The sequence below is a fragment of the Oscillibacter sp. CAG:155 genome, assembly GCA_000436875.1.
Lineage (GTDB): Bacteria > Bacillota > Clostridia > Oscillospirales > Oscillospiraceae > Oscillibacter.
Map to the genome: position 1 here is coordinate 22,770 of FR890893.1, position 23,612 is coordinate 46,381.

The 23,612-nt window shown below is 61.0% G+C and carries 18 protein-coding genes and 1 pseudogene; 10 read left to right on the forward strand and 9 right to left on the reverse strand.

Annotated features, from left to right (window positions below):
- The first annotated feature begins 162 nt into the window (after window positions 1–162).
- Window positions 163–2,079 carry an NAD(+) synthase gene (locus QZL67_RS04920; protein WP_022289644.1) on the forward strand — a complete coding sequence of 639 codons (1,917 nt, stop codon included), beginning with the start codon at window positions 163–165 and terminating at the stop codon, window positions 2,077–2,079.
- 456 nt (window positions 2,080–2,535) lie between these two features.
- Here the strand turns inward: QZL67_RS04920 and QZL67_RS04925 are convergent, their stop codons facing one another.
- The 3 genes from QZL67_RS04925 to QZL67_RS04935 are packed head-to-tail and all read right to left on the reverse strand — an operon-like array spanning window position 2,536 to window position 5,211.
- A complete protein-coding gene (locus tag QZL67_RS04925; protein ID WP_022289645.1) occupies window positions 2,536–4,524 on the reverse strand; it encodes a heavy metal translocating P-type ATPase in 1,989 nt (662 codons plus the stop codon).
- Between the two features lie 57 nt (window positions 4,525–4,581).
- On the reverse strand, window positions 4,582–4,800 hold the full coding sequence (locus tag QZL67_RS04930; RefSeq protein WP_022289646.1) for a cation transporter: 219 nt from the start codon (window positions 4,798–4,800) through the stop codon (window positions 4,582–4,584).
- Window positions 4,801–4,848: 48 nt separating this feature from the next.
- The gene (locus QZL67_RS04935; RefSeq protein WP_022289647.1) at window positions 4,849–5,211 is read right to left on the reverse strand and encodes a metalloregulator ArsR/SmtB family transcription factor; all 363 of its coding nucleotides are present in this window, start codon (window positions 5,209–5,211) and stop codon (window positions 4,849–4,851) included.
- A 147-nt stretch (window positions 5,212–5,358) separates the two neighbouring features.
- Between QZL67_RS04935 and QZL67_RS04940 the strand changes: the two genes are divergently transcribed.
- A complete protein-coding gene (locus tag QZL67_RS04940; protein WP_022289648.1) occupies window positions 5,359–5,796 on the forward strand; it encodes a PaaI family thioesterase in 438 nt (145 codons plus the stop codon).
- A gap of 117 nt (window positions 5,797–5,913) precedes the next feature.
- On the opposite strand, the gene QZL67_RS04945 is transcribed toward QZL67_RS04940, so the two are convergent.
- The 6 genes from QZL67_RS04945 to QZL67_RS04970 form a co-directional block, all read right to left on the reverse strand.
- Entirely contained in the window at window positions 5,914–7,170 is a 1,257-nt protein-coding gene (locus QZL67_RS04945; protein WP_022289649.1) for a cell wall metabolism sensor histidine kinase WalK, read from the reverse strand.
- An 83-nt stretch (window positions 7,171–7,253) separates the two neighbouring features.
- Window positions 7,254–7,934 carry a response regulator transcription factor gene (locus QZL67_RS04950; protein WP_022289650.1) on the reverse strand — a complete coding sequence of 227 codons (681 nt, stop codon included), beginning with the start codon at window positions 7,932–7,934 and terminating at the stop codon, window positions 7,254–7,256.
- Between the two features lie 81 nt (window positions 7,935–8,015).
- Window positions 8,016–9,044, reverse strand: coding sequence for a DUF4340 domain-containing protein (locus QZL67_RS04955; protein ID WP_022289651.1), 1,029 nt, complete (start codon window positions 9,042–9,044; stop codon window positions 8,016–8,018).
- 18 nt (window positions 9,045–9,062) lie between these two features.
- On the reverse strand, window positions 9,063–10,475 hold the full coding sequence (locus QZL67_RS04960; RefSeq protein WP_022289652.1) for a Gldg family protein: 1,413 nt from the start codon (window positions 10,473–10,475) through the stop codon (window positions 9,063–9,065).
- Window positions 10,476–10,491: 16 nt separating this feature from the next.
- Complete coding sequence (locus tag QZL67_RS04965) at window positions 10,492–11,358, reverse strand: ABC transporter permease (RefSeq protein ID WP_022289653.1); 867 nt, start codon at window positions 11,356–11,358, stop codon at window positions 10,492–10,494.
- Window positions 11,342–12,370, reverse strand: a complete 1,029-nt coding sequence (locus tag QZL67_RS04970) for an ABC transporter ATP-binding protein (protein WP_022289654.1) — start codon at window positions 12,368–12,370, stop codon at window positions 11,342–11,344. The genes QZL67_RS04965 and QZL67_RS04970 overlap by 17 nt, the downstream gene beginning before the upstream one ends.
- Before the next feature lie 681 nt (window positions 12,371–13,051).
- On the opposite strand from QZL67_RS04970, the gene QZL67_RS04975 reads away from it, so the two are divergent.
- From QZL67_RS04975 to QZL67_RS05010, 8 genes and pseudogenes are all read left to right on the forward strand, one after another.
- Window positions 13,052–14,569, forward strand: a complete 1,518-nt coding sequence (locus QZL67_RS04975; RefSeq protein ID WP_022289655.1) for a 4Fe-4S dicluster domain-containing protein — start codon at window positions 13,052–13,054, stop codon at window positions 14,567–14,569.
- 261 nt (window positions 14,570–14,830) lie between these two features.
- On the forward strand, window positions 14,831–15,949 hold the full coding sequence (locus QZL67_RS04980) for a galactose ABC transporter substrate-binding protein (RefSeq protein WP_022289656.1): 1,119 nt from the start codon (window positions 14,831–14,833) through the stop codon (window positions 15,947–15,949).
- 169 nt (window positions 15,950–16,118) lie between these two features.
- Window positions 16,119–17,618, forward strand: coding sequence for a sugar ABC transporter ATP-binding protein (locus QZL67_RS04985; RefSeq protein ID WP_022289657.1), 1,500 nt, complete (start codon window positions 16,119–16,121; stop codon window positions 17,616–17,618).
- 18 nt (window positions 17,619–17,636) lie between these two features.
- Window positions 17,637–18,716 (forward strand): branched-chain amino acid ABC transporter permease, encoded by a 1,080-nt coding sequence (locus QZL67_RS04990; protein WP_022289658.1) that lies wholly within the window; start codon window positions 17,637–17,639, stop codon window positions 18,714–18,716.
- A 199-nt stretch (window positions 18,717–18,915) separates the two neighbouring features.
- The gene (locus tag QZL67_RS04995; RefSeq protein ID WP_022289659.1) at window positions 18,916–20,496 is read left to right on the forward strand and encodes a helix-turn-helix domain-containing protein; all 1,581 of its coding nucleotides are present in this window, start codon (window positions 18,916–18,918) and stop codon (window positions 20,494–20,496) included.
- Between the two features lie 40 nt (window positions 20,497–20,536).
- Entirely contained in the window at window positions 20,537–22,351 is a 1,815-nt protein-coding gene (locus tag QZL67_RS05000; protein ID WP_022289660.1) for a sensor histidine kinase, read from the forward strand.
- Window positions 22,348–23,307 (forward strand): substrate-binding domain-containing protein, encoded by a 960-nt coding sequence (locus QZL67_RS05005; RefSeq protein ID WP_022289661.1) that lies wholly within the window; start codon window positions 22,348–22,350, stop codon window positions 23,305–23,307. Before QZL67_RS05000 ends, QZL67_RS05005 begins: the two co-directional genes overlap by 4 nt.
- A 19-nt stretch (window positions 23,308–23,326) precedes the next feature.
- A pseudogene (locus tag QZL67_RS05010) lies at window positions 23,327–23,612 on the forward strand (galactose ABC transporter substrate-binding protein); the annotation flags it as partial.

The window sequence follows — 23,612 nt, forward strand, 5'->3', positions numbered from 1 at the left end:
TGCGGCCGCCGAGAGGCGGCCCTTCTTGTGCCGTTTGAGACGGAGGAAAAAACCATCCGCCCACGGGAAGGAAGAGAGCTTCAGGAGGTCCTGGTTCTTGTCAAAGAGATTTCAGCGGTGTAAAATACAACCATCGAATGATTCAACGGGAGGTTTTGCCGAATGAGAGACGGTTTCATCACCGTGGCCTGCGGCGCGCCCAAGCTGCGCCTGGCGGACTGCGATTATAACGCGGAACAGACCTTTACCATCATGCGTAAGGCCGAGCAGGCCGGCGTGAAGGTGCTGGTGCTGCCGGAACTGGGACTGACCGGATACAGCTGCGGCGACTTGTTCTATCAGGACACCCTTCTGCGGGGCGCGGAACAGGCCCTTTCCATTGTACTGGAGGCCACCCGGAACCTGGAAGTGGTGACGGCGGTGGGCCTGCCGGTCCGGGTCAACAACAAACTGTATAATTGCGCCGCGATTATCCAGAAGGGAGAGATCCTGGGCGTGGTGCCCAAGACCCATCTGCCCAATTACGGCGAATTTTACGAGAAGCGCCAGTTTGCCCCGGCGCCGGAGGGCGAGCCGTTCTATGTGGACGGATTCTGCGGGAAGACGGTGCTCTTTGGCGCCAAGCAGCTGTTCTGGTGCAATGAGCTGCCGGAGCTGGTGCTGGGCTTTGAGATCTGCGAGGACCTGTGGGCGCCGGATGCGCCCTCCGTCCACATGGCCCAGGCAGGTGCCACGATCATCGGCAACCTCTCTGCCAGCAACGAGGTGCTGGGCAAGGCGGATTACCGCCGTCAGCTGGTGTCCATGCAGTCGGCAAAGCTTTTGTGCGGCTATGTGTACGCCAGTGCCGGTGAGGGGGAGTCCACTTCCGACGTGGTGTTCGGCGGCCACCAGATGATCGCGGAAAACGGTGCCCTTTTGGGCGAGAAGCGGTTTGAAAACGGCCTTTTGATCTCTGAGATCGACGTGCAGAAGCTCTGCTATGAGCGCCGCCGGACCCAGGTGATGGACCAGGTGCCGGAGCTGACCGGCAGCCCCTTCTCCCTGACGGTCTCCAAGACCAAGCTCACCCGCTATGTGGCCCCCATGCCCTTTGTCCCCGAGGGCAAGGAGGACCGGGACGAGCGCTGCCGGGAAATCCTGCTCATCGCCTCCCTGGGCCTAAAGCAGCGGCTGGAGCATACCGGCGCCAAGACAGCGGTGGTGGGTCTCTCCGGTGGACTGGACTCCACCCTGGCGGTGCTGATCGCGGGGCTTGCCATGAAGATGCTGGACCGGCCCATGACGGATATCGTGGCGGTGACCATGCCGTGCTTCGGCACCACGGACCGCACCCGGAACAACGCCGTGGTCCTGGCGGAAAAGCTGGGTACCACCCTGCGCACTGTGGACATCTCCGCCAGTGTCCGCAGCCATTTCAAGGATATCGGCCATGACATGGAGGACCACTCCGTCACCTTTGAAAATGCCCAGGCCCGGGAACGGACCCAGGTGCTGATGGATATTGCCAACCAGAGCGGCGGCATTGTTATCGGAACCGGCGACCTCAGTGAGCTGGCCCTGGGCTGGTGTACCTACAACGGCGACCATATGAGCATGTACGCCGTCAACTGCTCCATCCCCAAGACGCTGGTGCGGCATCTGGTGGCATACCTGGCCCGGGACAACGCGGAAAAGGACGAGGCGCTCCGGGACGTGCTGGAGGATATCCTGGATACGCCTGTCTCCCCTGAGCTGCTGCCGGCGGTGCAGGGCAAGATCAGCCAGCGCACCGAGGATTTGGTGGGCCCCTATGAACTCCACGACTTTTTCCTGTATTACATGCTCCGCTGGGGTTTCTCTCCCCGAAAGATATACCGTCTCGCGGTATACGCTCTGGGCGGGCAGTACAGCCAGGCGGTGATCTTGAAGTGGCTCAAGACCTTCTATCGCCGCTTCTTCAGCCAGCAGTTCAAGCGCAACTGTCTGCCGGACGGTCCCAAGGTGGGCACCGTGGCCATGTCCCCCCGCGGCGACTGGCGGATGCCCAGCGATGCGAAGATGAATCTGTGGCAGGCGGAGCTGGATACGCTGGAATAAGAAAATACGTCTCCCCCGCCAGTCGCCATTTCCGGGGGTCCCCGGCGGGGCAAAAGCCCCGATGGGGAGAGGAGGAGCAAGGGAGCGGCCTCTGCATTCCGCAAAGCGGGAAGCAGAGGCAGGCGGACTTTGTGACGACGAGGCGGATGCCCAGCGACGCGAAGATGAATCTGTGGCAGGCGGAGCTGGATACGCTGGAATAAGAAAGTACGTCTCCCCCGCCAGTCGCCATTTTTGGGCCCCCGGCGGGGCAGACATGCGACAGGAATCCTTTTGTGGAGAACCTTTGCCTCTCTTAAATGCTTTTTAAGTGAGTTGGCGGGAAAAAACGGCGTTTATCCTTATCAATCGCGGAAAATCCCTCCCCAAAGCCCACAAATTTCCCAACAATGTGGAAAACCACCCGTCGGAATTTCCGGCGGGTGGTTTTTTTGACACTGGGCAAAAGGCGGAAAATCATTTCTTGGGGTCCGCTTCGTCATGATCCACATGGAGGGCCCGGGTGGCGTTGAGGATGGCCAGGAAGGCAACGCCCACGTCGGCAAACACTGCTGCCCACATGGACGCCCTGCCGAAGGCGCCCAAAATCAACACGGCAAACTTGACCAGCAGGGCAAACCAGATGTTCTGGTGGACGATCCGCAGTGTCTTACGGGAGATCCGGATGGCTGTGGCGATCTTTGAGGGCTTGTCGTCCATCAGCACGATGTCCGCCGCTTCAATAGCGGCGTCGGAACCCAGGGCACCCATGGCAATGCCGATGTCCGCCCGGGTCAGTACCGGGGCGTCGTTGATGCCGTCGCCCACAAAGGCCAGCTTTCCCTTCTCACTTTTGGCAGCCAGCAGCTTTTCCGTCCATGCCACCTTGTCGGCGGGCAGGAGCTCGGCGTGGTATTCGTCGATCCCCAGTTCCCCGGCTACGGCCCGGGCCACGGCCTCGGTGTCTCCGGTGAGCATCACCGTCTTTTTCACGCCGCTCCGCTTCAGTGCCTCCACTGCCTGCCGGGCATCCGCCTTGGGCAGGTCGGAGATGACGATGTGTCCGGCGTAGAAGCCGTCGATGGTGACGTGGACAATGGTACCCGGCAGCTCGCAGGGCAGAAAATTGACGCTCTGGCGCTCCATCAGGCGGCTGTTGCCCACACATACCTTCCGTCCGTCCACAGTGGCGCAGACACCGTGCCCGGCGATCTCCTCTACATCCGTCACCCGTCCGGCATCCAACGGCGTCTTGCAGGCGGCTTTCAGGGACAGCGAGATGGGGTGATCGGACCAGTGCTCCGCCAGAGCGGCAAACTCGAGGAGCTGATCTTCCGTATAGGGCTCCTGGGGGTGGATGGCGGCGACGGTAAAGGTGCCCTGGGTCAGGGTGCCGGTTTTATCAAAGACCACCGTCTCTGTCCGGGCCAGGGCCTCCAGATAGTTGCCGCCCTTGACCAGGATGCCGCACCGGCTGGGGGCGGCGATGCCGCCGGAAAAGATCAGCGGGCCGAAAAAGCTCAGCGGCACGGAGATTACCAGGGCGCAGGGACAGGAGATGACCAGGAAAATGAGGGCCCGGTGGAGCCAGTCCTGCCAAGTGGTGCCCGTTAGGAAGCCCGGCAGGGCGCTGCCGTCCAGAAGCGCCAGGGCCAGGGACGGAAGCGCAAACAGCAGGACCGCTGCGATCACCACGCAGGGGGTATAGTAGCGGGCAAAGCGGGTGATGAAGTGCTCACTGGTGGATTTTTTCTCGCTGGCGTTTTCCACCAGGTCCAGGATCTTGGAGACCGTAGACTCCTCGCAGCAGCGGGTGACCTTCACCCGCAGAAGGCCCGTCTGGTTGACGCAGCCGCTGATGACACTGTCGCCGGGTACCACGTCCCGGGGAACAGATTCGCCGGTGAGGGCGGCGGTATCCAGAGAGGAGCTGCCCTCCAGCACTTGGCCGTCCAGCGGCACCCGCTCACCGGGCTTGACGACGATCACATCGCCCACCGACACATCCTCCGGGTCCACCTCCCGGATCTCACCGCCCTCGGTCTCCAGATTGGCGGTGTCCGGGCGAATGTCCATCAGGGCGGCAATGGACTGGCGGGACTTGCCCACGGCGTAATCCTGGAACAGCTCGCCCACCTGATAGAAGAGCATCACAAATACGGCCTCGCTGTATTCCCCGGTGCCGAAGGCACCTACGGTGGCCAGGGCCATGAGGAAGTTCTCGTCGAAGACCTGGCCATTTGCGATGTTGCGGATGGCCCGCCATAAAACGTCCCAGCCGATGATGAGGTAGGGGATCAGGTACAGCGGCCACGGAGACAGGACATAGGTCCCCTCCCCCGCTCCGTTGGCAGTGAGCCAGGGAATTGGAAAAGGCAGCCCGATGGCGGGCAGCAGCTTGACCACGATCAGCAGCACCGCCGCGATCAGGATGCGGCAGAGCATTTTTTTCTGTTTTTTCGTCATACTGGTTCCTCCAAAATCCGGGGCCGTCCGGTGAGCGGACCCAAAACGCCCCGCTGGTTACAGGTGGATCACGCAGTCCGGCTCCACCTTTTTGCAGACGGCCACCACCTGGGGCATGATCTCGTCAAACCGGGCCTCGTCCGCCTCAATGGTCATTTTCTGGGTGAGAAAGCTGACGGAGGCGTCGGTGACGCCGTCGATCTTCTTGATGGCGGTCTCCATTTTGGCGGCGCAGTTGGCACAGTCCAGATCGGTGAGCTTGAAACGCTTTTTCATGATGGGTTCCTCCTGTTTTCAATTCAATAAGGTTCTCTGTCAGACGGGTTATTCGGAGACGTGCTCCAGCCCCTGGTCGATGATGGTTTTCACGTGGTCATCCGCCAGGGCATAAAACACGGTTTTCCCCTCCCGGCGGGAGGAGACCAGCCGGGCATTTTTCAAAGCCCGCAGTTGGTGAGAGATGGCGGATTGGGTCATCCCCAGCAGCGCCGCGATGTCACACACGCACATCTCCGACTCAAAGAGCACGTATAAAATGCGGATGCGGGTGGAATCGCCGAAGATGCGGAACAGCTCCGTCAGGTCGTACAGGGTGTCCTCCCCCGGCAGCTCCCGGCGCACCTTTTCCACCAGCTCTTCATGGGCGTGGATAAAGTCGCAGCACTCCACATTGTAGCGGTCCTCCATGGGCATCTTCCTTTCATTTGAATGATTGTTCATATGTTCAGTATATGCAAAATAAAGTCTCTGTCAAGCCCTTACGACAAAAAGAGTGGAAAGTTTTTGGCCGGCGTGGTATACTAAATCGGAAACCAGACAACAAGGAGAAACGATATGAACGAACTGGAACAGGAGACTCGTGAGCGGCTCAACCGCAACACGTTCATGGTTCATAACTTCATTGAGATGGAGCATGTGGAACCCGACCGGGCGGTATTCCGGCTGGATGTGCGGCCGGAGAGCCTGAACGCCTACGGCATGGTCCACGGCGGCGCCATCTATACCCTGGCGGACAATGCCACCGGTGCAGTGGCCCACACCGACGGGAGAAGCTACGTCACCCAGACCAGCGCGCTGCATCTGCTGCGCAACCAGACCTCCGGCACCATCCGGGCCAACGCCTATCTGCGCCACCGGGGCCAGTCCACCTGCCTGGTGTCCGTGGATATCGTGGGCGAGGGCGGCAAGCTGCTGGCCACGGGAGAGTTCACCTTCTTCTGTGTGGATAAGAGCATTCTGGACGAGAAGGCCAGAAAAGCGGAAAAAGCCTGAAATAAAAAACGAGGCCTGCATCGTGCAGTCCTCGTTTTTATTTTCGTGGAGTGAATGCGGGCGGCAGAGCAGCGCCCCTCCCCGGCCTGGAAAATACAGAAATGAACGGGAGTACCGTCATTTTTTCAGTGGGATGGTAAAGAAAAAGCGGGTAGAGGTGGCGTCGCTCTCTGCTTTCAGCGTGCCCTTGTGTTCGGAGGCGATGGTGTTGGCAATGGGCAGGCCCAGGCCGAAGCCAGATTTCTCCCCCCGGGAGGCATCCGCCCGGTAAAAGCGCTCAAAGAGCCGCCGCAGCTGCTCCGGCGGGATGGGGTCGCCGGGGTTAGCCACCGTCAGCCGGGCGTGGCGGTCCGTTTTTTGCAGCGTCATGGTAATGGTGCCGCCGTCCTGGCCGTATTTGATGGCGTTGTCCAGCAGCACGGAGACCAGCTGGCGCAGCTTGTCCCGGTCCCCCAAAACCACGACGTCCTCTGTAAGATGATAGTCCAGAGGCTTTCCGGCCTCAAAGGCCACCGGCTCGAAGGCCAGGGCACAGTCCGCTGCGATGTCCGAGAGGGACACCTCCTCCAGCACGGCAGTGCGGGTCATGTTGTCCGCCCGGGCCAAGGTCAGCATCTCCTCCACCAGCTTTTTCATCTGCTGGGCCTCCATGCGGATGTTTTCACTCCAGCGGGCAGGTTTTTCCGAAAGCGGCGCGGCTTGAAGCAGTTCCGCGTTGGAGAGGATGACCGTCAGCGGCGTTTTGAGCTCATGGGAGGCATCGGAGAGGAACTGGCGCTGCTGCTGCCAGGCTTTCTCCACCGGGGCGGTGGCCCAGCGGGCCAGCACGATGGAAATGACCAGCAGCAGGAAGAAAGCCGCGACGGCGATCTGGAGGTGAGAGCCCATCATCTCCTGGAGGGTCGCCTGTTCCATAGAGATGTCCACGAAGGCGATTTTCTGGAAAAGACCGTTGTCCTGCCGGAGATAGCGCAGGTTATAGGAGCGGATGGTGCCCTCCTCCTGCTGCTGGCTTAGACATTCCCGCAATACGGTGCTCAGTTCCTCGGTCCCCTGGAGGTTGCTGTAGGTGCCGCCGGTGACATAGGCGGTGTAATTGCCGCTGCGATCCTGCCAGAGCATCACGGTGAAGTAAGGAAGAACCACTTCTTTGCCGCCGATATCCAGCCCCAGGTCCGGCTGCTGGGATGGGGTGATGGCAGTGTTGTGATTGGGGGCGGAATCCTCCCGGATGACCCGCTCCAGGACCTGATGGCTGATGACCTCCAGGTTCTGCCGGGCGGAGAGGAAGATGGACACCAGCACTACCCCCAGCACCACCATGATCAGGGTCATGCACACCACCACAAATTTCAGCCGCAGCTTGCGGATCATGGGGCATCCTCCTCCCGTTCAAAAAAGCATTGTCGAAAACTCTGTGGAAAACGTGGAAAAATAGGTGGAAAACGTGGAAATCGTCAGGTCTCCGGGACCTCAAGACAGTAGCCAACCATGCGGATAGTCTTGATCTTTACTTGGGAGTGGAGGTGTTCCAGCTTTTTGCGCAAAAAGGAGACGTAGACCTCCACATTGTTGTCCTCGGCGTCGGACTCATATCCCCAGATCTTCAGCAGCAGGTTCTCCTTGGTGATGACCAGCCTCTGGTTGAGCATGAACAGCTCCATCATGTCGTACTCCTTCCGGCTCAGGCGGACGGACCGCCCGCCGCAGCTGAGGGAGAAGGAGTTTTTCGCCAGCGTCAGGTCCCCGCAGCTGAGGGTGTCCGTGCTGCGCAGCTCCGGCTGGCGCCGGGTCAGCGCCCGGATGCAGGCCAGCAGCTCCTTGGGCTCGAAGGGCTTGGTCAGGTAGTAGTCCGCCCCGCAGTCCAGTCCCGTGACCTTGTCGGTGACCTCGGAGCGGGCGGTGAGCATCAGAACCGGCGTGGCGACATTGGCGGCGCGCAGCCGGCGCAGGACGGTGAAGCCGTCCATTTTGGGCAGCATCACATCCAGGATCATCACGTCGTAGATCCCCGTCAGGGCGTTGTCCAGCCCGGTTTCCCCGTCATGGCAGACATCGGCGGTATAGCCGTCCATCTCCATCAGATCCTGCAGCGTGGCCGCCAGGCGTACTTCATCTTCCACGATCAATACCCGCATATCGTTTTTCCTCCTGATTCCGGTATGGACACCGCCGCAGGCGGAGATTCTCCGCCTGCGGCGTAAGGGACATGGTATGGTTTATGCGCTCAGGCCGGCGGACGCCACCGACACCAGCGTGGAAACGGTGCTGGCGGAGATCAGGTAAATGGTGGTGTCGTCGTCCATCCGGGCGTAATAGCTGTCTCCATCCACATTTTTGGTGCCGATGGTCAGCGTCAGCGTCCCCTCTGTGCCGGAGTCGGGCACATAGGAGGCGGTGAGAACGGCGGTAGGCGCAGTGAAGCCGCACAGCTCCACAGCCTCGTCGGAGGGCTTATAGTCCGCGCACTTGGTAAAATACAGCCCGCCCAGCTCATCCAGCAGAGACTGGAGCGTCTCGTTATCCGTCACATTCGTCTCTCCGGACGTCCAGGTGACGGAGGAGGTCGTCTCTTCGTTTTCGTCCCCGTCGCCGGTGTCTGTGTCCTCGCTGCGGGAAGCGGTCAGCGTTGTTTCAACCGTGCCCTGAATGGTGAGGCTGTTGATGGTGTTCTCCGTCAAAACCGGCAGCTCCGGCAGGACGCACATGTCGTAGATGGGCGTGGAGAGATAGTTATAAAGCGTGTCGGCCACGATATACACCGGGCTTTCGGCGTCGTTCATCAGCATGTAGTAGCTGGTGCCGTCGGTGGTGGCCTTGCCGAAGGTGAGCTTCAGCGTCTCCCCGGTCTCGGCGTCGGTGGCGGTGAGGGTGGCGGAGGGCTGGTCCAGACCGTAGGCGTCCAGCGTGTCTCCATCGGTGATGGTCTGCTGGGGCTTGAGGGACTGGATGGCCTCCACGATGCTGGTCACTGTGGTGTCATCCAGGGGGAACTCCGGGTCGTCGCTCCAGATCCAGCTGCCCTCCTCGTCCTGGGAGAAGGAGAGCGTGGCGGTGCCGTTGCTGTAGGTGAGAGAGGTGTAGCCGTGGTCCTCTGTGATGGAGCTGGCGGCTTCCTGGGCGGCCTCTTCCTCCGCCTGCTTGGCGGCGTTGTTCCGCTTGATCAGCAGCACGGCGATCAGCACGGCCAGCAGTACCACCGCGGCGATCACCAGTCCCCGCAGGAGCTTTTTTTGTTGTCGAGTCATGAAAGAGAACCTCCCGTCTTAGAGTTTCTGGCGGCGCAGCCAGCGGATAAAGCCATAGATCAGCAGCGCACCGGGAACCAGGAAGATCAGCAGCAGCGCCCAGATGCCGCCGGTGGAGATGGTGTTGGTGGGGGTCTGCAGACTTACCGGCTCAATGGAGAGCGAGGAGATGTCGTCAAAGTCCACGGTGACGGCGCTGGTGAAGAGAGTGAGGTTATCCAGGTTGGTAAAGGTGGAGTTGATGGCGTCGTTGATGAGGGAGTCGGAGCCGAACACCGTCAGCCGTCCGGTGATGTTGTCGTCGATCTCCTCCGTGGCGGTGGCGGCCACCGCATAGGTGCCGGGGGTCTGGTCCTCGGCCGTGTCCCCGGTGACGGCCACGCCCTCCTCCGAGGTGGTCAGGAAGGACTGGACGGTGATGCTGTCCCGGGCGGGGTCTGTGAGGGTGAAGCCCCGGGAGGCACAGAAGAGCAGTGTTGCGTCGCTGGAGAGGCCGCTGGCCACATCCACGCTGTTGTCCACCAGCGGGAAGAACCAGTAGGGGTTATTCTGATAATACCGCTGGGTGTCGGCGATCAGCCCCGGTGCAACATCCATGCCGTAGGTTGCGCAGAGAGTCTCCAGGTTGGGCAGGGACAGATCCGCCCCTGCCATGTTGTAGATCACCTGTCCGCCGGTGGAGAGGTATTCCAGGATCATGTCCAGCTCGTCCGCCGCCAGGTCCCGGGTGGGGTCATTGATGATCAGCAGGTCGCAGTCCTCCGGGATGCCGTTGTTGGTCAGCAGGTTTACGCTGGAGATGGACAGATGGGACTTAGCCAGAAGCGTCTCCACCGTGCTGGACAGGGCGGTCTCATCGTGGCCGGTGGTCTGGTAGATGGTACGGGAGGCATCGGTGAGGACGCCGTCCACGGCGGAGGTCAAAAGTCCCTCGCCGTCAAAATCCGTCTCATTATAAGAGCCGTAGTAATAATAAGACATTATATCATATCCGATAATGTCGTCAATCGAAAAGCTCTCCTGGCGGCCGGTGGCCTCACAGGTGACCACGATGGTATTGCTGTCCACGCCGTAGTCCGTCAGCACGGAGGGGTACACCACAGGATTCGTGTACTCCACGCTGAGGTGGCTGCTGAGCTCTTCATAGGTGGCAAGAAAGCGGACGATACGGGTGTCCAGGCTGTCCTTGTCCGCCAGAACGTGGATCACCACGTCCTCGTCCAGATCCGCCAGGTAGTCCCGGGTGGTGTCGGAGATGTCGTAAATGCCGCTGTCGGTGAGATCGAACTGGGTCCAGTGCTCCGGCAGCTGGGCCGCCAGCAGGTTGACGAGGATCACCACTGCCACGGCCAGCGCGGTGATCGCGGCGGAAAGTGCGCCCCGGCGGGAGGAATGCCGGCCGGCGGCCTCCCGAATCTTGTGCAGGTTCATTGTCTGTTGCCTCCCTTCAGTTCCAACGGCGTTTTTGGACCACCTGAACGGTCAAAAACACCAGCAGCGCGATAAGGGAGAGATACAGCAGCACACCCCGCACATCAAAAACATGGTCCACGGAGAAGCTGTCAAACGCTCCCAGCAGAGAAAACCGTCCCAGCACGTCCGGCAGCAGTCCGGCGAACCGGTCGCTGGCCGCCGCATAGCCGCCGATGATGGCGGCGGCCCCCACCACAAAGACGGCGGCGGTCACCTTCCAGTTGCTGGAGAGGGCGTTGACAAGGAAGCACACCAGCGCCAGAATCACCAGCAGTCCCGCCAGGGACCCGCCGGCGGTGGAGGGGAGATACGCCACCAGCCCATCCCAGAGATAGAGCACCAGCAGCAGTCCGAAAGTGCCCACCGCGGAGAGCACCTGGCTCTCCGTCAGGGCGGAGATCAGAAGTCCCACGGCGATCTCCACCGCACCCAGCAGGAAAAAGGCCAGGATCGTGGCATAGTCCGCCAGGAGAAAGGCGGTGCCGTTGAAATGGATGATCAGGGGGCACAGGCAGGCGATCACCAGGGGGCAGGCCAGCACCGTCAGCATGGCCAGATACTTGCCCATCACCACGGCGGTGACAGAGACCGGCGCTGTCAGCAGCAGCTGGTCGGTACGGCTGCGGCGCTCCTCTGCCATGGAGCGCATGGTCAGAATGGGGACCAGGACCATCAGCACGAAGAGCGTGGCGCCCAGGGCGGTGGAAAAGTAGGCGTCACCCTGGAAGAGGTTATAGGCCATGAAGTAGATGCCGATAAACGCCGTCAGCACGGCGGTGAACATCCACCCGATCATGGAGTTGAAATAGGACTGTACTTCCCGCTTATAAACCGCTTTCATCGCCGGTTCCCTCCTGTTCTGCGTCGGTGGTCTCCTCTGTCTGGGCCGGTGTGCCAGCCAGCAGCGCCGCCGCCTGGGCGGCTACGGCGTCATCTTCATCCGTCAGGTCCAAAAAGACTTCTTCCAGAGTGGCTGTCTTTGGCCGCATCTCCAAAATAGGCTGGCGGGCCTGTGCAAAGGCGTAGAACAGGGATTCCCGGGCGTCGCCGTCAGCGGAGATCTCCATCCGCACGGTGTCCCCCTCCTGCTGGGCCTCGCAGGCGGTGATGCCGTCCACAGAGAGCACCGTGGACCGGACCGCCTCTGCCGAACCCCGCACCGTCAGCTCCAGCGCGCCGCCGGCGGAGAGCTTTTCCTCCAGGGCCTCCGGCGTGTCGCAGGCCATCACCTTTCCCTTGCGCAGAATCAGCACGTGGTCGCACACCGCCCGAATCTCCGAGAGGATGTGACTGCTCAAAAGCACGGTATGCTCCTTGGCCAGATGCCGGATCAGCGCCCGGATCTCTACCACCTGCTTGGGGTCCAGGCCCACCGTGGGCTCATCGAGAATGATGATGGGCGGAAAGCCCAGAATGGCCTGAGCCAGCCCCACCCGCTGGCGGTACCCCTTGGAGAGGTTTCGAATCAGACGCGATGCCTGTCCGTCCAGGTGGGTCAGGGACAACACCTCGTCCAGATCCTCCTGCCGCCGTTCCGGCGGCAGCTTTTTCAGCTCCGCGCAGAACCGCAGGTATTCCAATACCGTCATGTCCGGGTACAGCGGGGGGATCTCCGGGAGATACCCCACGCACTTGCGTGCGGCCTCCGGCTCTTCCAGAATGTTGTGGCCCTGGATGACCACGTCCCCCTCTGTGGCGGCCAGGTAGCCGGTCATGATGTTCATGGTGGTGGACTTTCCGGCACCGTTGGGACCCAGCAGACCGAATACCTGCCCATCCTCCACGGTAAAGCTGAGATGATCCACCGCGCAGTGGTTCCCGTATCGCTTCACCAGGTTTTTGACCTCGATCATACAAACCTCCATGCGCCCGCCGGGCGCCTTGTCTTAAAGATACCCTTCCCTCAGGGCCGGGAGAGGACAGACCTCTCCCCCTTTACAAAAGAGAGTATAGCCAGAGAATCTGAAATCCACCTGAAAGATACATCTTTACAAACTGTTCAAAATTTTTCAAGGTTGTTTTTAACTTTGGGGGATACACTAAAGCCATCCTCCAAGGAGGAACGAGCAAGAACCCCTCTCTTTTCATTTTCTTCTTTCTCTCTCCAAAAGCAGCGGACCTCCGGATTTCCGGAGGTCCGCTGCATCCTGTCAAAAGATCTTTTGACAGGATGCGCAAGTTTTTCAGAACCTCAGAAAGTTCTGAAAACTTCTGATTTAAAGCGAAAGACACCCTTCCTGGTTTTCTTTCGCAGCTATCTTCCTTCCCATTATTTCAAAGCCCCACTTTGTACAGCTGTTGTCGGCGGACCTCCGGATTTTCGGAGGTCCGCCGCTTTCCGTTTTCGGTCAGTTTGCCCGGATTTTTGGGAAAACCGGACGGGAGCTGTAAAAAAGTTATAAAGATCTTACATTTTTTTGATTTCCAGGGGGTTTTCCTTGCAAAAGTCCACCGCCTCTTATATAATAATTCCGCGAATTTTTCACGAAACCGGATAGAATGCGACTGCCGGTGGAACAGGAGGAAAAAGGACTATGAGAGGTGTACACAGCGCGGTGGATGATATCCGCCGGAATATCTTTACCGAGGTAGCCCGTCTTGCCTATGAGGGCGGCGATCTGAACCGGGTGGATATGATCCCCTACAAGATCGTTCCCGGCGAGGTGGCAAAGCATCGCCACGACGTGTTTTTGGAGCGGGCCATCGTGCAGGAGCGGGTCCGTCTGGCCTTGGGCATGAGCCTGCAGCCCGCCGGTGAGCAGTCCCCGGTCAGCGCCCAGATCCAGGAGGCCGCCACGGACCAGAAGTATTTTGAGGAGCCTTTGGTCAATATCATTCCCTTCGCCTGCAATGCCTGCCCGCCCAAGCAGATCCGCATCACGGACAGCTGCCAGGGCTGCATCTCCCACCCCTGCATGAACGTCTGCCCCAAGGACGCCATTTATCTCGATGAGAACAAGCACTGCCACATCGATCAGAGCAAGTGCATCAAGTGCGGCAAGTGCTTCAACCAGTGCCCCTACCGGGCCATCAGCAAGATCGAGCGTCCCTGCGCCGCCGCCTGCGGCATGGACGCCATCGAGTCTGACGAGCTGGGCCGGGCCAAGATCAACTATGACAAGTGTGTCTCCTGCGGCATGTGCCTGGTGAACTGCCCCTTCGCCGCCATCGCCGACAAGAGTCAGATCTTCCAGGTCATCAATGCCATGCAGCGCAACGACGAGGTCATCGCCTGCGTGGCCCCCGCCTTCGTGGGCCAGTTCGGCAAGGACGCCACCCCCGCAAAGCTCAAGGCCGCCATGCGCATCCTGGGCTTTACCGATGTGGTGGAGGTTGCCATCGGCGCGGACCTCTGCACCGTGGAGGAGGCCCACGACTTCCTGGAGAGCGTTCCTGCGAAGCAGCCCTTCATGGGCACGTCCTGCTGCCCCGCCTGGTCCGTGATGGCCAAGAAGCTCTTCCCCCAGTTCAAGGATTATATCTCCATGGCCCTGACCCCCATGGTCATCACCGCCCGCATGGTGAAAAAGGACCATCCCAACGCCCGCATCTGCTTCATCGGCCCCTGCGCCGCCAAGAAACTGGAGGCCAACCGCAGATCCGTCCGTTCCGACGTGGACTACGTCCTCACCTTTGAGGAGCTCCAGGGCATGTTCGACGCCAAGGAGATCAACTTCGCCGAGATCGAGGGCGATCCCGCCGACGACATGAGCGAGGGAACCGGCATGGGCCGGGGCTTTGCCGTGGGCGGCGGTGTGGCCGCCGCTGTGGTGGAGGCCATCAGCCACATCGACCCGGACCGGCAGGTCCCCATCGAGTACGGTGACGGACTGCGGGAGTGCAAGAAGATGCTGATGATGGCCAAGGCCGGCAAGCGGGACGGTTATCTGCTGGAAGGTATGGCTTGTCCCGGCGGCTGCGTGGCCGGCGCCGGCACCATCACCCCGGTGAAGGAGAGTGCCGCCAATGTGGACCGGTTCAAGAAGGCCGCCCCTGAGCTCAGCTGCACCAACAGCCCCTTCGTCAGCCGGCTGAAGGAAGTGGAAGAATAAAGGCCATACGGCCGGACATTGTGTCAAACAATGTCCGGCCGTATTTCTTTTTGTATAAAAGTTTTACGAAAAATTGTGCAAGTCGACATTAAACGCGAAAATATTACGTACGCTGGAGAAAAAAACAAAGTTTTTTCCTAGAGCACCGAATATTTTTCTATCGTTTTTTCGCTTTTGGAGGATTAGAATAAAAGCAACATCGGGTCAGGAGTATTCCTTCCGGGAAAGAAACCGGCCCTAAAATTAACAGGAGGAACAAAGATGAAGAAGTTTCTTGCACTCATCCTGGCTCTCGTCATGAGCCTGTCCCTGGTGGCCTGCGGCAGCGAGGAGACCACGGACGACGGAGCGACTGACGGCGATACCGCAGCCAGTGAGCTGAACGTCGGCGTGTTCTATTACAACTATTCCGATGCGTACATCACCACCGTCCGCAATGCCATGGACGGCCTGCTGGAAGAGGCCGGCATCACTTACAACAACTATGACGGCGCTGGCAACCAGGCAACCCAGCTGGACCAGATCAACACCGCCATTTCCAACGGCGCCAACCTTCTGGTGGTCAACATCGTGGAGACCTCTTCTCCCGACGCTGCCCAGCAGGCCTGCGATGCCGCCAAGAACGCCGGCATCCCCATCATCTTCTTCAACCGCGAGGTTGAAAACAGCGTGGTCGACAGCTATGAGAACTGCGCTTTCGTCGGCACCGACGCCGCCGAGGCCGGCCACATGCAGGGCGAGATGATCGGCAACTTCCTGCTGGAGAACTACGATGCGGTTGACCTCAACGGCGACGGCACCATCTCCTACGTCCTGTTCAAGGGCCAGGAGGGCAACAAGGAAGCCGAGTACCGCACTCAGTATTCCGTGGAGGACGCCGATGCCATCCTGACCGAGGCCGGCAAGCCCGCTCTGTCCTTCTATGACGCCAACAACACCTCCAAGTACCTGGTGGACACCACCGGCAACTGGTCCTCTCAGGCTGCTACCGACTACATGAACACCATCCTGGCCGCTTACTCTGAGGCCAGCGGAAACATGGTGGAGCTGGTCATCGCCAACAACGACGGCATGGCCGAGGGTGCCATCGCTGCTCTGCAGGCCGCCGGCTACAACACCGGTGAGGAAGGCAGCACCACCATTCCCGTCTACGGCGTGGACGCCATGGACTCCGCTGTCCAGAAGATCGAGAACGGCCAGATGACCGGTACCGTCAAGCAGGACGCCGAGGGCATGGCCAGCACCATCATGACCCTGGTGAACAACATCAACACCGGCGCCGCCCTGATGGACAACACCGCTGACTTCGTGGTGGACAGCGACTGCGCCAAGATCCGTGTGCCTTACGCCATGGTCACTTCCGAGGAAGCTGCGGCCTGATTGGCAGGCAGCGCCCCAGTCTGAACTATGAGCAGAGCGCGGGGCTGTCGATCATCGACAGCCCCGCCTTTTCACACATGGAGCAGGAGCCCCTGCCTGAGCGGCATTCTCCGTGCCGCTCAGGCGGAAGCTCCCCCATTCAAGTATGTGCAAAGGAGGAGAAAACGATATGGATCAGCCGGCATTGCTGGAAATGAAAAACATCTGCAAGTCGTTTCCCGGCGTCAAAGCCCTGGACAATGTCTCCCTGACCGTCCGGCCCGGCACCGTCCACGCCCTGATGGGAGAGAACGGCGCGGGCAAATCCACGCTGATGAAGTGCCTCTTCGGCATTTATTCCAAGGACAGCGGCACCATCACCCTGGAGGGGAAGGAAGTCAACTTCAAAAGCTCCAAGGAGGCCATGGAAAACGGCGTCGCCATGGTGCATCAGGAGCTCAACCAGGCCCTGACCCGCACGGTCACCGACAACCTCTGGCTGGGCCGCTACCCCAAGGTGGGCGGCATCATGGTCAGCGAGAGCATCATGCGCAAGCGCACCAAGGAGATCTTCGACCAGCTGGAGGTTCATGTGGACCCCAGAGCCATCATGTCCACCATGCCCGTTTCCCAGCGGCAGATGGTGGAGATCGCCAAGGCCGTCAGCTATGACGCCAAGGTCATCGTCTTCGACGAACCCACTTCCTCCCTGACGGAGACCGAGGTGGAGCACCTGTTCCGCATCATCAACATGCTGCGGGACAAGGGCTGCGGCATTATTTACATCTCCCACAAGATGGAGGAGATCCTCCGCATCAGTGATGAGGTCACCATCATGCGGGACGGCCAGTATGTGGCCACCAAGCCCGCCAAGGACCTGACCATGGAGGAGATCATCCGTTTGATGGTGGGCCGTGAGCTCACCAACCGCTTCCCCCCCAAGGAGAATGTCCCCGGTGAGACTATCCTGGAGGTAGAGCACCTCTCCGGCAAGTACACCCGCCTCAAGGAGGCCTCCTTCCAGCTGCGCGCCGGTGAGATCCTGGGCATCGCGGGCCTGGATGGCTCCGGCCGCACCGAGGTGCTGGAAAACCTCTTCGGCGCCATGACCAAGGCCAGCGGAACCATCCGTCTCCACGGCAAGGAGATCAAAAACCGCAATCCCCGGGAGTCCATCAAAAACGGCTTCGCCCTGCTGACGGAGGAGCGCCGGGCCACCGGCATCTTCGGCATCCGGGACATTCTGGACAACACCGTCATCTCCAACCTGAAACATTACCTCATCGGCGGCATCTGCCTCTCCAACAAGAAGATGCGTGAGGATACGGACTGGGCCATCAAGGCCATGCGCATCAAAACGCCCAGCCAGAAAACCCAGATCCGCTCCCTCTCCGGCGGCAACCAGCAGAAGGTCATCATTGGCCGGTGGCTGCTCACCAAGCCGGAGGTGCTGCTGCTGGACGAGCCCACCCGCGGCATCGACGTGGGCGCCAAGTACGAGATCTATGAGCTGATCATCAACCTGGCCAAGGAAGGCAAGGGCGTTATCATGGTGTCCTCCGAGATGCCGGAGCTGCTGGGCGTGTGTGACCGGATTCTGGTCATGTCCGGCGGCCAGCTGGCCGGCGAAGTGGATGCCAAGACTACCAGCCAGGAGGAGATCTTGACCCTGGCTGCCAAATACGTGTAAAAGAGGGGGAAATCACCAATGAGTAAGGAATCCAAGACCATGGAACGGGAGGCTCAGGTGAAGGCCCGGGCAAAAGAGCCCTGGACCGCGCGCCGTGTGGGCGACCTGATCCTCAATAACGCCCTGATCATCATCATGGTGATCGCGGTCATTTACATCGCCATCGTCAACAAGAACTTCATGAAGCCCGCGTCCATTATCAACATCCTGGCCCAGACCTGCGCCTATCTGCCGGTGGCCCTGGGTGTCGGCGGATGCATCGTGCTGACCGGTACCGACCTGAGCGCCGGCCGCATCGTGGGCCTGACCGCCTGTATCTCCGCCTCTTTGCTGCAGTCTGTGGACGCCGCCAGCAAGATGTGGGTGAACCTGACCCCGCCCAACGTGATCCTGGTGCTGATCCTGGCCATGGTTATCGGCGGTGCCATCGGCGCCTTCAACGGCTTCTTCGTGGCCAAGTTCAAGCTGCATCCCTTCATCGTCACCCTGGCCAGCCAGCTGATCGTCTATACCTTCCTGCTGCTGTATGTGAAGGCCGGCAACAACAACGGCATGGCCATCTCCGGTCTGGACAAGTCCTATTCCAACTTCATCACCGGCTCCCTGCCCTTCGCCAAGATCGACGGCACCCCCATCCCCAACTACGTGTGGATCGCCGTGATCTGCACCATCGTGATGTGGTTCATCTGGAACAAGACCACCTTCGGCAAGAACATGTTCGCTCTGGGCGCCAATGAAGAGGCCGCTCGGGTCTCCGGCGTCAACGTGTTTGCCACCACGCTGATGGTCTTTGCCCTGGCCGGCGCCATGTACGCCGTCACCGGTTTCATCGAGGGTGCCCGCGTGGCCTCCAACACCGCCAACACCGGCCTCAACTACGAGTCCGACGCCATCGCGGCCTGCGTCATCGGCGGCGTCTCCTTCGTCGGCGGCATCGGCAAGATCCGCGGCATCGTCATCGGTGTGCTGATGCTGCGCCTGATCTTCGTGGGCCTCAACATGATCGGCATCAACCAGGACCTGTTCTACATCATCAAGGGCGGCATCATCCTCTTTGCCTGCGCCCTGGATATGCGCAAGTATCTGGTCAAGAAGTGAGAAACCGGGGGACTGCACTCCCCCTCTTCCCCGCCGTCCTGCGCGGCGGCGGGGGCGGTATCTCCGCCCGCACGCGGGCGGACCCGGGGCTTTTGCTCCCGGACCCCTGGGGGGCACGCACTGGCTGCGCGCCCCCTCTTTTTGTTCCCATTCCGGGGGCAATGTGCTATACTGACGGAGAAAAGGATGTGAGAAAGACATGGGCCTCTATAAGGTGCTGCTGGTGGACGACGAGGAGGACATCCGGGTGGGAATCAGCCGGAAAATGGACTGGAACGGTCTGGGATTTGAATTGGTGGGCGAGGCGGAAAACGGCCGCGACGCCCTGGAACTGGCGGAGTCCGTGCAGCCGGATGTGGTCCTGACGGATATCAAAATGCCCTTCATGGATGGGCTGGAGCTGTGCAGTATTTTGACCAAGCGGCTGCCGGGGTCCAAGTTTGTGGTGTTCTCCGGCTTTGACGATTTTGAGTACGCCAAGCAGGCGGTGCGGATGAACGTCTCGGAGTATATCCTCAAGCCCATCAACGCCGCAGAGCTCTCCGGGGTGCTGCAAAAGCTCAAGGAGCAGCTGGACGCCGAGCGGACGGAGCGGCAGAACCAGGAGACCCTGCGCCAGCGCTATGAGGAGAGCCTGCCGGTACTGCGCAGCCTCTTTCTCTCCCGGCTGCTGGAGGGCCGGGTGGACCGGACGGAGGAGCTGGCGGCCCGGTACGACGTGGACCTCTCCGGCCCGTCTCTGGCGGCGGCCCTGGTCCATATCCATGCCCCCCAGGAGCGGCGGGAGCTGCTCTCCCTCTCCGTGCAGCAGCTCTTCGAGGAAAATCTCTCGCTGCCCGGATGTGTGTGCCGTCCCTTCTTGTATAAGGAGACGGTGGCCCTGCTGGCCTCGCTGCACAGCGAGGTTTCCATCTACGACTTCATCACCGCCGTGGGCCGGGTCTGCGCCCTTTCAGAGCGGTATCTGGGCGTCAAGCTGACGGTGGGCGTAGGGACCCCCTGCGCCACGCCGGAGGAACTGCCCAAGTCCGCCGCCGGCGCCCGCAGCGCCCTGGACTACCGTGGACTGGTGGGTAAGGGCGGCACCATCTACATCGGCGACCTGGAACCGGACGCCGGGGTCCGGCCCGCCTTCGACGAAAACGACGAGCGGGCGGTGACCGCCGCCGTGAAGCTGGGCAGCGCCCAGGAGGTCCGGGATGTGGCCCGGCAGCTGACGGACAAGCTCCGGGCTTCGGGGCAGTCCATGGCCCAGTGCAACCTCTTCTTTCTGGAGCTTTTGACCTGCCTTTTGAAGCTGACCCGGAGCGCCGGACTGGAGCTGTCGGAGGTGTTCGGCTCCGGGTTCACCGGAACCGTCCAGGCTACGGATTTTGACTCGCCTCAGGCTCTGGAGGACTGGTGTGTGGAGCGGTGCCTGCGCATCCAGGAGCTGATCCGCCGCAGGCGGACTGACTCCGCCGGCGAGCTGGTGGAGCGGGCCAAGCGGTTCATCAACGACCATTACGCCGAAAGTGATCTCTCCGTGGAGCGGCTGTGCGCCCATCTGCACCTGAGCCCGGCGTACTTTTCCACCCTCTTCAAGCGGGAGGTGGGCATGAGCTTCACCGCCTATGTGACGGTGGTGCGGATGGAGGCGGCGGCCACGGCCCTGCGCACCACGGAGGAAAAGACTTATCTCATTGCCCGCAAGTGCGGCTATGACGACCCCAACTATTTCAGCTATGTCTTCAAACGCCATTTCGGCGTGACCCCCACGAAGTACCGCGCCGGTGCCTGAGCACCGGAACGGACCACCTTTTTTGAGAGGAGGCCTCCCTGTGCTCGGACCGTTTCGCAGGTGGTGGCGGGAGTTTTACCGCCGCAGCAGCATCCAGGGCATCTTGTCCCTGTCCTTCACCGCCGTGGCGGTGGTGGGCATGATCTTCATGGGCCTGGCGCTGTTTTTCCGCTTCTCCGCCAACACCAACACCCAGATGGCGGAAAACAGCCAGCGGGTGCTGGCTCAGGTGAATCTCAATCTGGATGCCTACCTGCGCCGGATGATGCGGCTGTCCGACACGGCCTATTACTCCGTCATCAAGGATGCGGACCTGGCGGAGGAGGATCTGTCAGAGGATCTGGACCTGCTCTACGAGAACAACCGGGACGCCCTGGTGTCCATCGCACTGTTCTCCGAGGAGGGGGAGCTGATCGCCTCCACGCCGCTGGTGGGGCTCAAAAACAGCGTCAATCCGGAGAAGGAGTCCTGGTTCACCACCGCCATGGAGCGGATCGAAAACCTCCACTTTTCCACGCCCCATGTGCAAAACCTCTTTGAGGACCCGGATTACCAGTATCGCTGGGTGGTGTCCCTCAGCCGGCAGGTGGAGCTGACCCGGGCCGGTTCCATTGAGAGCGGCGTGCTGCTGGTGGACATGAGCTTCGGCGGCATCGAGCAGATCTGCAAGGATGTGGACCTGTCCTCCACCGGCTACCTCTACCTCATTGACGGGGACGGGGAGATCATCTATCATCCCCGCCAGCAGCTGATCTACGCGGGACTGCTGGAGGAAAACAACCGCACCGCCGCTGGCTATACCGACGGCAGCCACCAGGAGACCTTCGGCGGCGCCCGCCGTGAGGTGACGGTGAAGACCGTGGGCTACACCGGCTGGAAACTGGTGGGCGTGGTGCCCTCGGAAAACCTGTGGGACAACTACGGGCAGCTGGTGCTGTTCTTCCTCTTCGTGGTGCTCTTCTCCGTCTTTTTGCTGGTATTTGTGAACCTGCGCCTCTCCGAGTGGATCACCGCCCCGGTGAAAAAGCTGGACCGGGCGGTCAAGGAATTGGAGGCCGGCGGCACGGAGGCCGACTTCGATGTGGGCGGCCCCGGCGAGGTGGAGCATCTGAGCCACTCCATCCGCTCCATGGTCTCCACCATGCGCCACCTGATGGACGACATCATCCAGCAGGAGGAGCAAAAGCGCCGCAGCGAGCTGGAGGTGCTTCAGTCCCAGATCAACCCCCACTTCCTGTACAACACTCTGGACAGCGTTATCTGGCTGACGGAAAACGGCCGCACCGACGACGCGGTGGTGATGCTCACCTCCCTGGCCCGCTTCTTCCGCATCTCTTTGAGCCGGGGCAGCAGCATCATCCCCATCCGGGACGAGCTGGAGCACGCCCGGCACTATCTCACCATTCAGAAGATGCGCTACAAGAACAAGTTCTCCGCCACCATCACGGCGGAGGACGGCGTGGAGAGCCTTTATACCATTAAGCTCATCGTCCAGCCCATCCTGGAAAACGCCATTTACCACGGCATGGCCTACGCCGACGGGGACGGGGAGATCTCCGTCCGGGCCTTCCGGGACGGGGAAGACGTACTCATCGAGGTCTCCGACAACGGCCCTGGCATGCCGGAGGAAGTGGTGGCCAATCTCCTCAATCCCAACGGCCCTGCCGCTGCGGCGGGGGCCAAGGGCTCCGGCATCGGCTTCCGGAATGTGCACCAGCGCATCCGGCTGACCTTCGGGGCGGACTATGGCCTGACCATCCTCAGCGAGCCGGATGACGGCACCACCGTCCGGATCCGCCTGCCGGCGCTGGACGAGGAGGCGGCCCGCCGCTACCGGAAGGAGGGAGAGGCATGAAACGGAAGGTGATCTGGCAGCTGGTGGTGCCCCTGCTGGGACTGTGTGTGCTGTTTTTGCTGCTGGCGATGGAACCCACGGATGTCCAGACCCGGCAGGAGCCGGTGGAGATCTCCGTGATTTTGCGGGAGACGGAGGGCGGCACCTGGTCCGTCACCCGCCAGGGGATGGAACAGGCGGCACTGGACCTGAATGTGGAGCTGCGGATGCTGACCCTCAGTCAGGAAAATGACGCCCAGGAGCAGCGGGAGCTGCTGGAGCGGGAGACGGACAACGGCGCGGATGGGCTGCTGCTGATCCCCGCTGACCGGGACGTGCTGGCGCAAACCGTGGAGGATGTGACCAACGCCATACCGGTGGTGACCATGGAGACGGACATGTCCGAGGACGGTGCCGCCGCCTGTGTCAGTGTGGATAACACCGCCCTGGGGCGGATGCTGGGGGAGATCGCCATCAACGGCGCACCAGAGGGATCTTCCGTGCTGCTGCTCAGCGGCGTGCCGGATGCCACCGGCATCTCTGACCGGATGGACGCAGCGGCGGAGGTTCTGGAGGCGGCGGGGCGCCGGGTCTACCGCTGTACGCTGCGCAAAGAGGAAAATCTGGAGTCTGTGCTGGCGGGTGAGCTGGCCGCCTGGTCTCCAGCGGCGGTGGTGGTGGCGGACACCACCACGCTGGAACGGACCGCCGGGCTGCTGCGGGAGCAGACGTCTGCTCCGCTGCTGTACGGCGCCGGTTCCAGCGCCGCCATTGCGGCCTTTTTGGAACAGGGCACCGTCACGGCGGTGGTGGCCCGTAACGAATTTGCTGCCGGATACCTGGCGGTGGAGGCGCTGGTGGACGCCATTTCCAAAAATGGCTCTCAGGAGGTCCCGCCGCTGTCGTTTTCCGTGGTGCGCAAGGAGAACATGTATGAGCCGGAGCATCAAAAGCTGTTGTTCCCGGTGACCCGGTGAGGATGGAAGGAGGCGTGGCATGAAAAAAGCCGCTGTGGCGGCCGCGGCCGCAGTGCTGGTGGTGCTGGTACTGCTGGTCGGCTGCGGAAAAGAGCGGGAGACGCCTACCGTCCGCATCGGTGTGGCGCTCTATCAGCAGGAGGACACCTTCCTCTCCACCGTAGTGCAGAACCTGGAGCAGCTGGCCCGGACGGAGGAGCAGGAACGGGGCATCAAGATCAATCTCAACGTGACGGACGCCCGGGGCAGTCAGTCCGCCCAGAACGAGCAGGTGGACACCTTTTTGCAGCAGGGGTGCGACGTGA

Bases quoted from the DNA above. Each gene is read 5' to 3' on its own strand.
- QZL67_RS04950 (WP_022289650.1), bottom strand. From the start codon at position 7,934: ATGCGGGTATTGATCGTGGAAGATGAAGTACGCCTGGCGGCCACGCTG.
- QZL67_RS04985 (WP_022289657.1), top strand. From the start codon at position 16,119: ATGGATCAGCCGGCATTGCTGGAAATGAAAAACATCTGCAAGTCGTTT.
- QZL67_RS04995 (WP_022289659.1), top strand. From the start codon at position 18,916: ATGGGCCTCTATAAGGTGCTGCTGGTGGACGACGAGGAGGACATCCGG.
- QZL67_RS04955 (WP_022289651.1), bottom strand. From the start codon at position 9,044: ATGACTCGACAACAAAAAAAGCTCCTGCGGGGACTGGTGATCGCCGCG.
- QZL67_RS04940 (WP_022289648.1), top strand. From the start codon at position 5,359: ATGAACGAACTGGAACAGGAGACTCGTGAGCGGCTCAACCGCAACACG.
- QZL67_RS05005 (WP_022289661.1), top strand. From the start codon at position 22,348: ATGAAACGGAAGGTGATCTGGCAGCTGGTGGTGCCCCTGCTGGGACTG.
- QZL67_RS04975 (WP_022289655.1), top strand. From the start codon at position 13,052: ATGAGAGGTGTACACAGCGCGGTGGATGATATCCGCCGGAATATCTTT.
- QZL67_RS04990 (WP_022289658.1), top strand. From the start codon at position 17,637: ATGAGTAAGGAATCCAAGACCATGGAACGGGAGGCTCAGGTGAAGGCC.
- QZL67_RS04925 (WP_022289645.1), bottom strand. From the start codon at position 4,524: ATGACGAAAAAACAGAAAAAAATGCTCTGCCGCATCCTGATCGCGGCG.
- QZL67_RS04935 (WP_022289647.1), bottom strand. From the start codon at position 5,211: ATGGAGGACCGCTACAATGTGGAGTGCTGCGACTTTATCCACGCCCAT.
- QZL67_RS04920 (WP_022289644.1), top strand. From the start codon at position 163: ATGAGAGACGGTTTCATCACCGTGGCCTGCGGCGCGCCCAAGCTGCGC.
- QZL67_RS04965 (WP_022289653.1), bottom strand. From the start codon at position 11,358: ATGAAAGCGGTTTATAAGCGGGAAGTACAGTCCTATTTCAACTCCATG.
- QZL67_RS04930 (WP_022289646.1), bottom strand. From the start codon at position 4,800: ATGAAAAAGCGTTTCAAGCTCACCGATCTGGACTGTGCCAACTGCGCC.
- QZL67_RS04980 (WP_022289656.1), top strand. From the start codon at position 14,831: ATGAAGAAGTTTCTTGCACTCATCCTGGCTCTCGTCATGAGCCTGTCC.
- QZL67_RS04945 (WP_022289649.1), bottom strand. From the start codon at position 7,170: ATGATCCGCAAGCTGCGGCTGAAATTTGTGGTGGTGTGCATGACCCTG.
- QZL67_RS04970 (WP_022289654.1), bottom strand. From the start codon at position 12,370: ATGATCGAGGTCAAAAACCTGGTGAAGCGATACGGGAACCACTGCGCG.
- QZL67_RS04960 (WP_022289652.1), bottom strand. From the start codon at position 10,475: ATGAACCTGCACAAGATTCGGGAGGCCGCCGGCCGGCATTCCTCCCGC.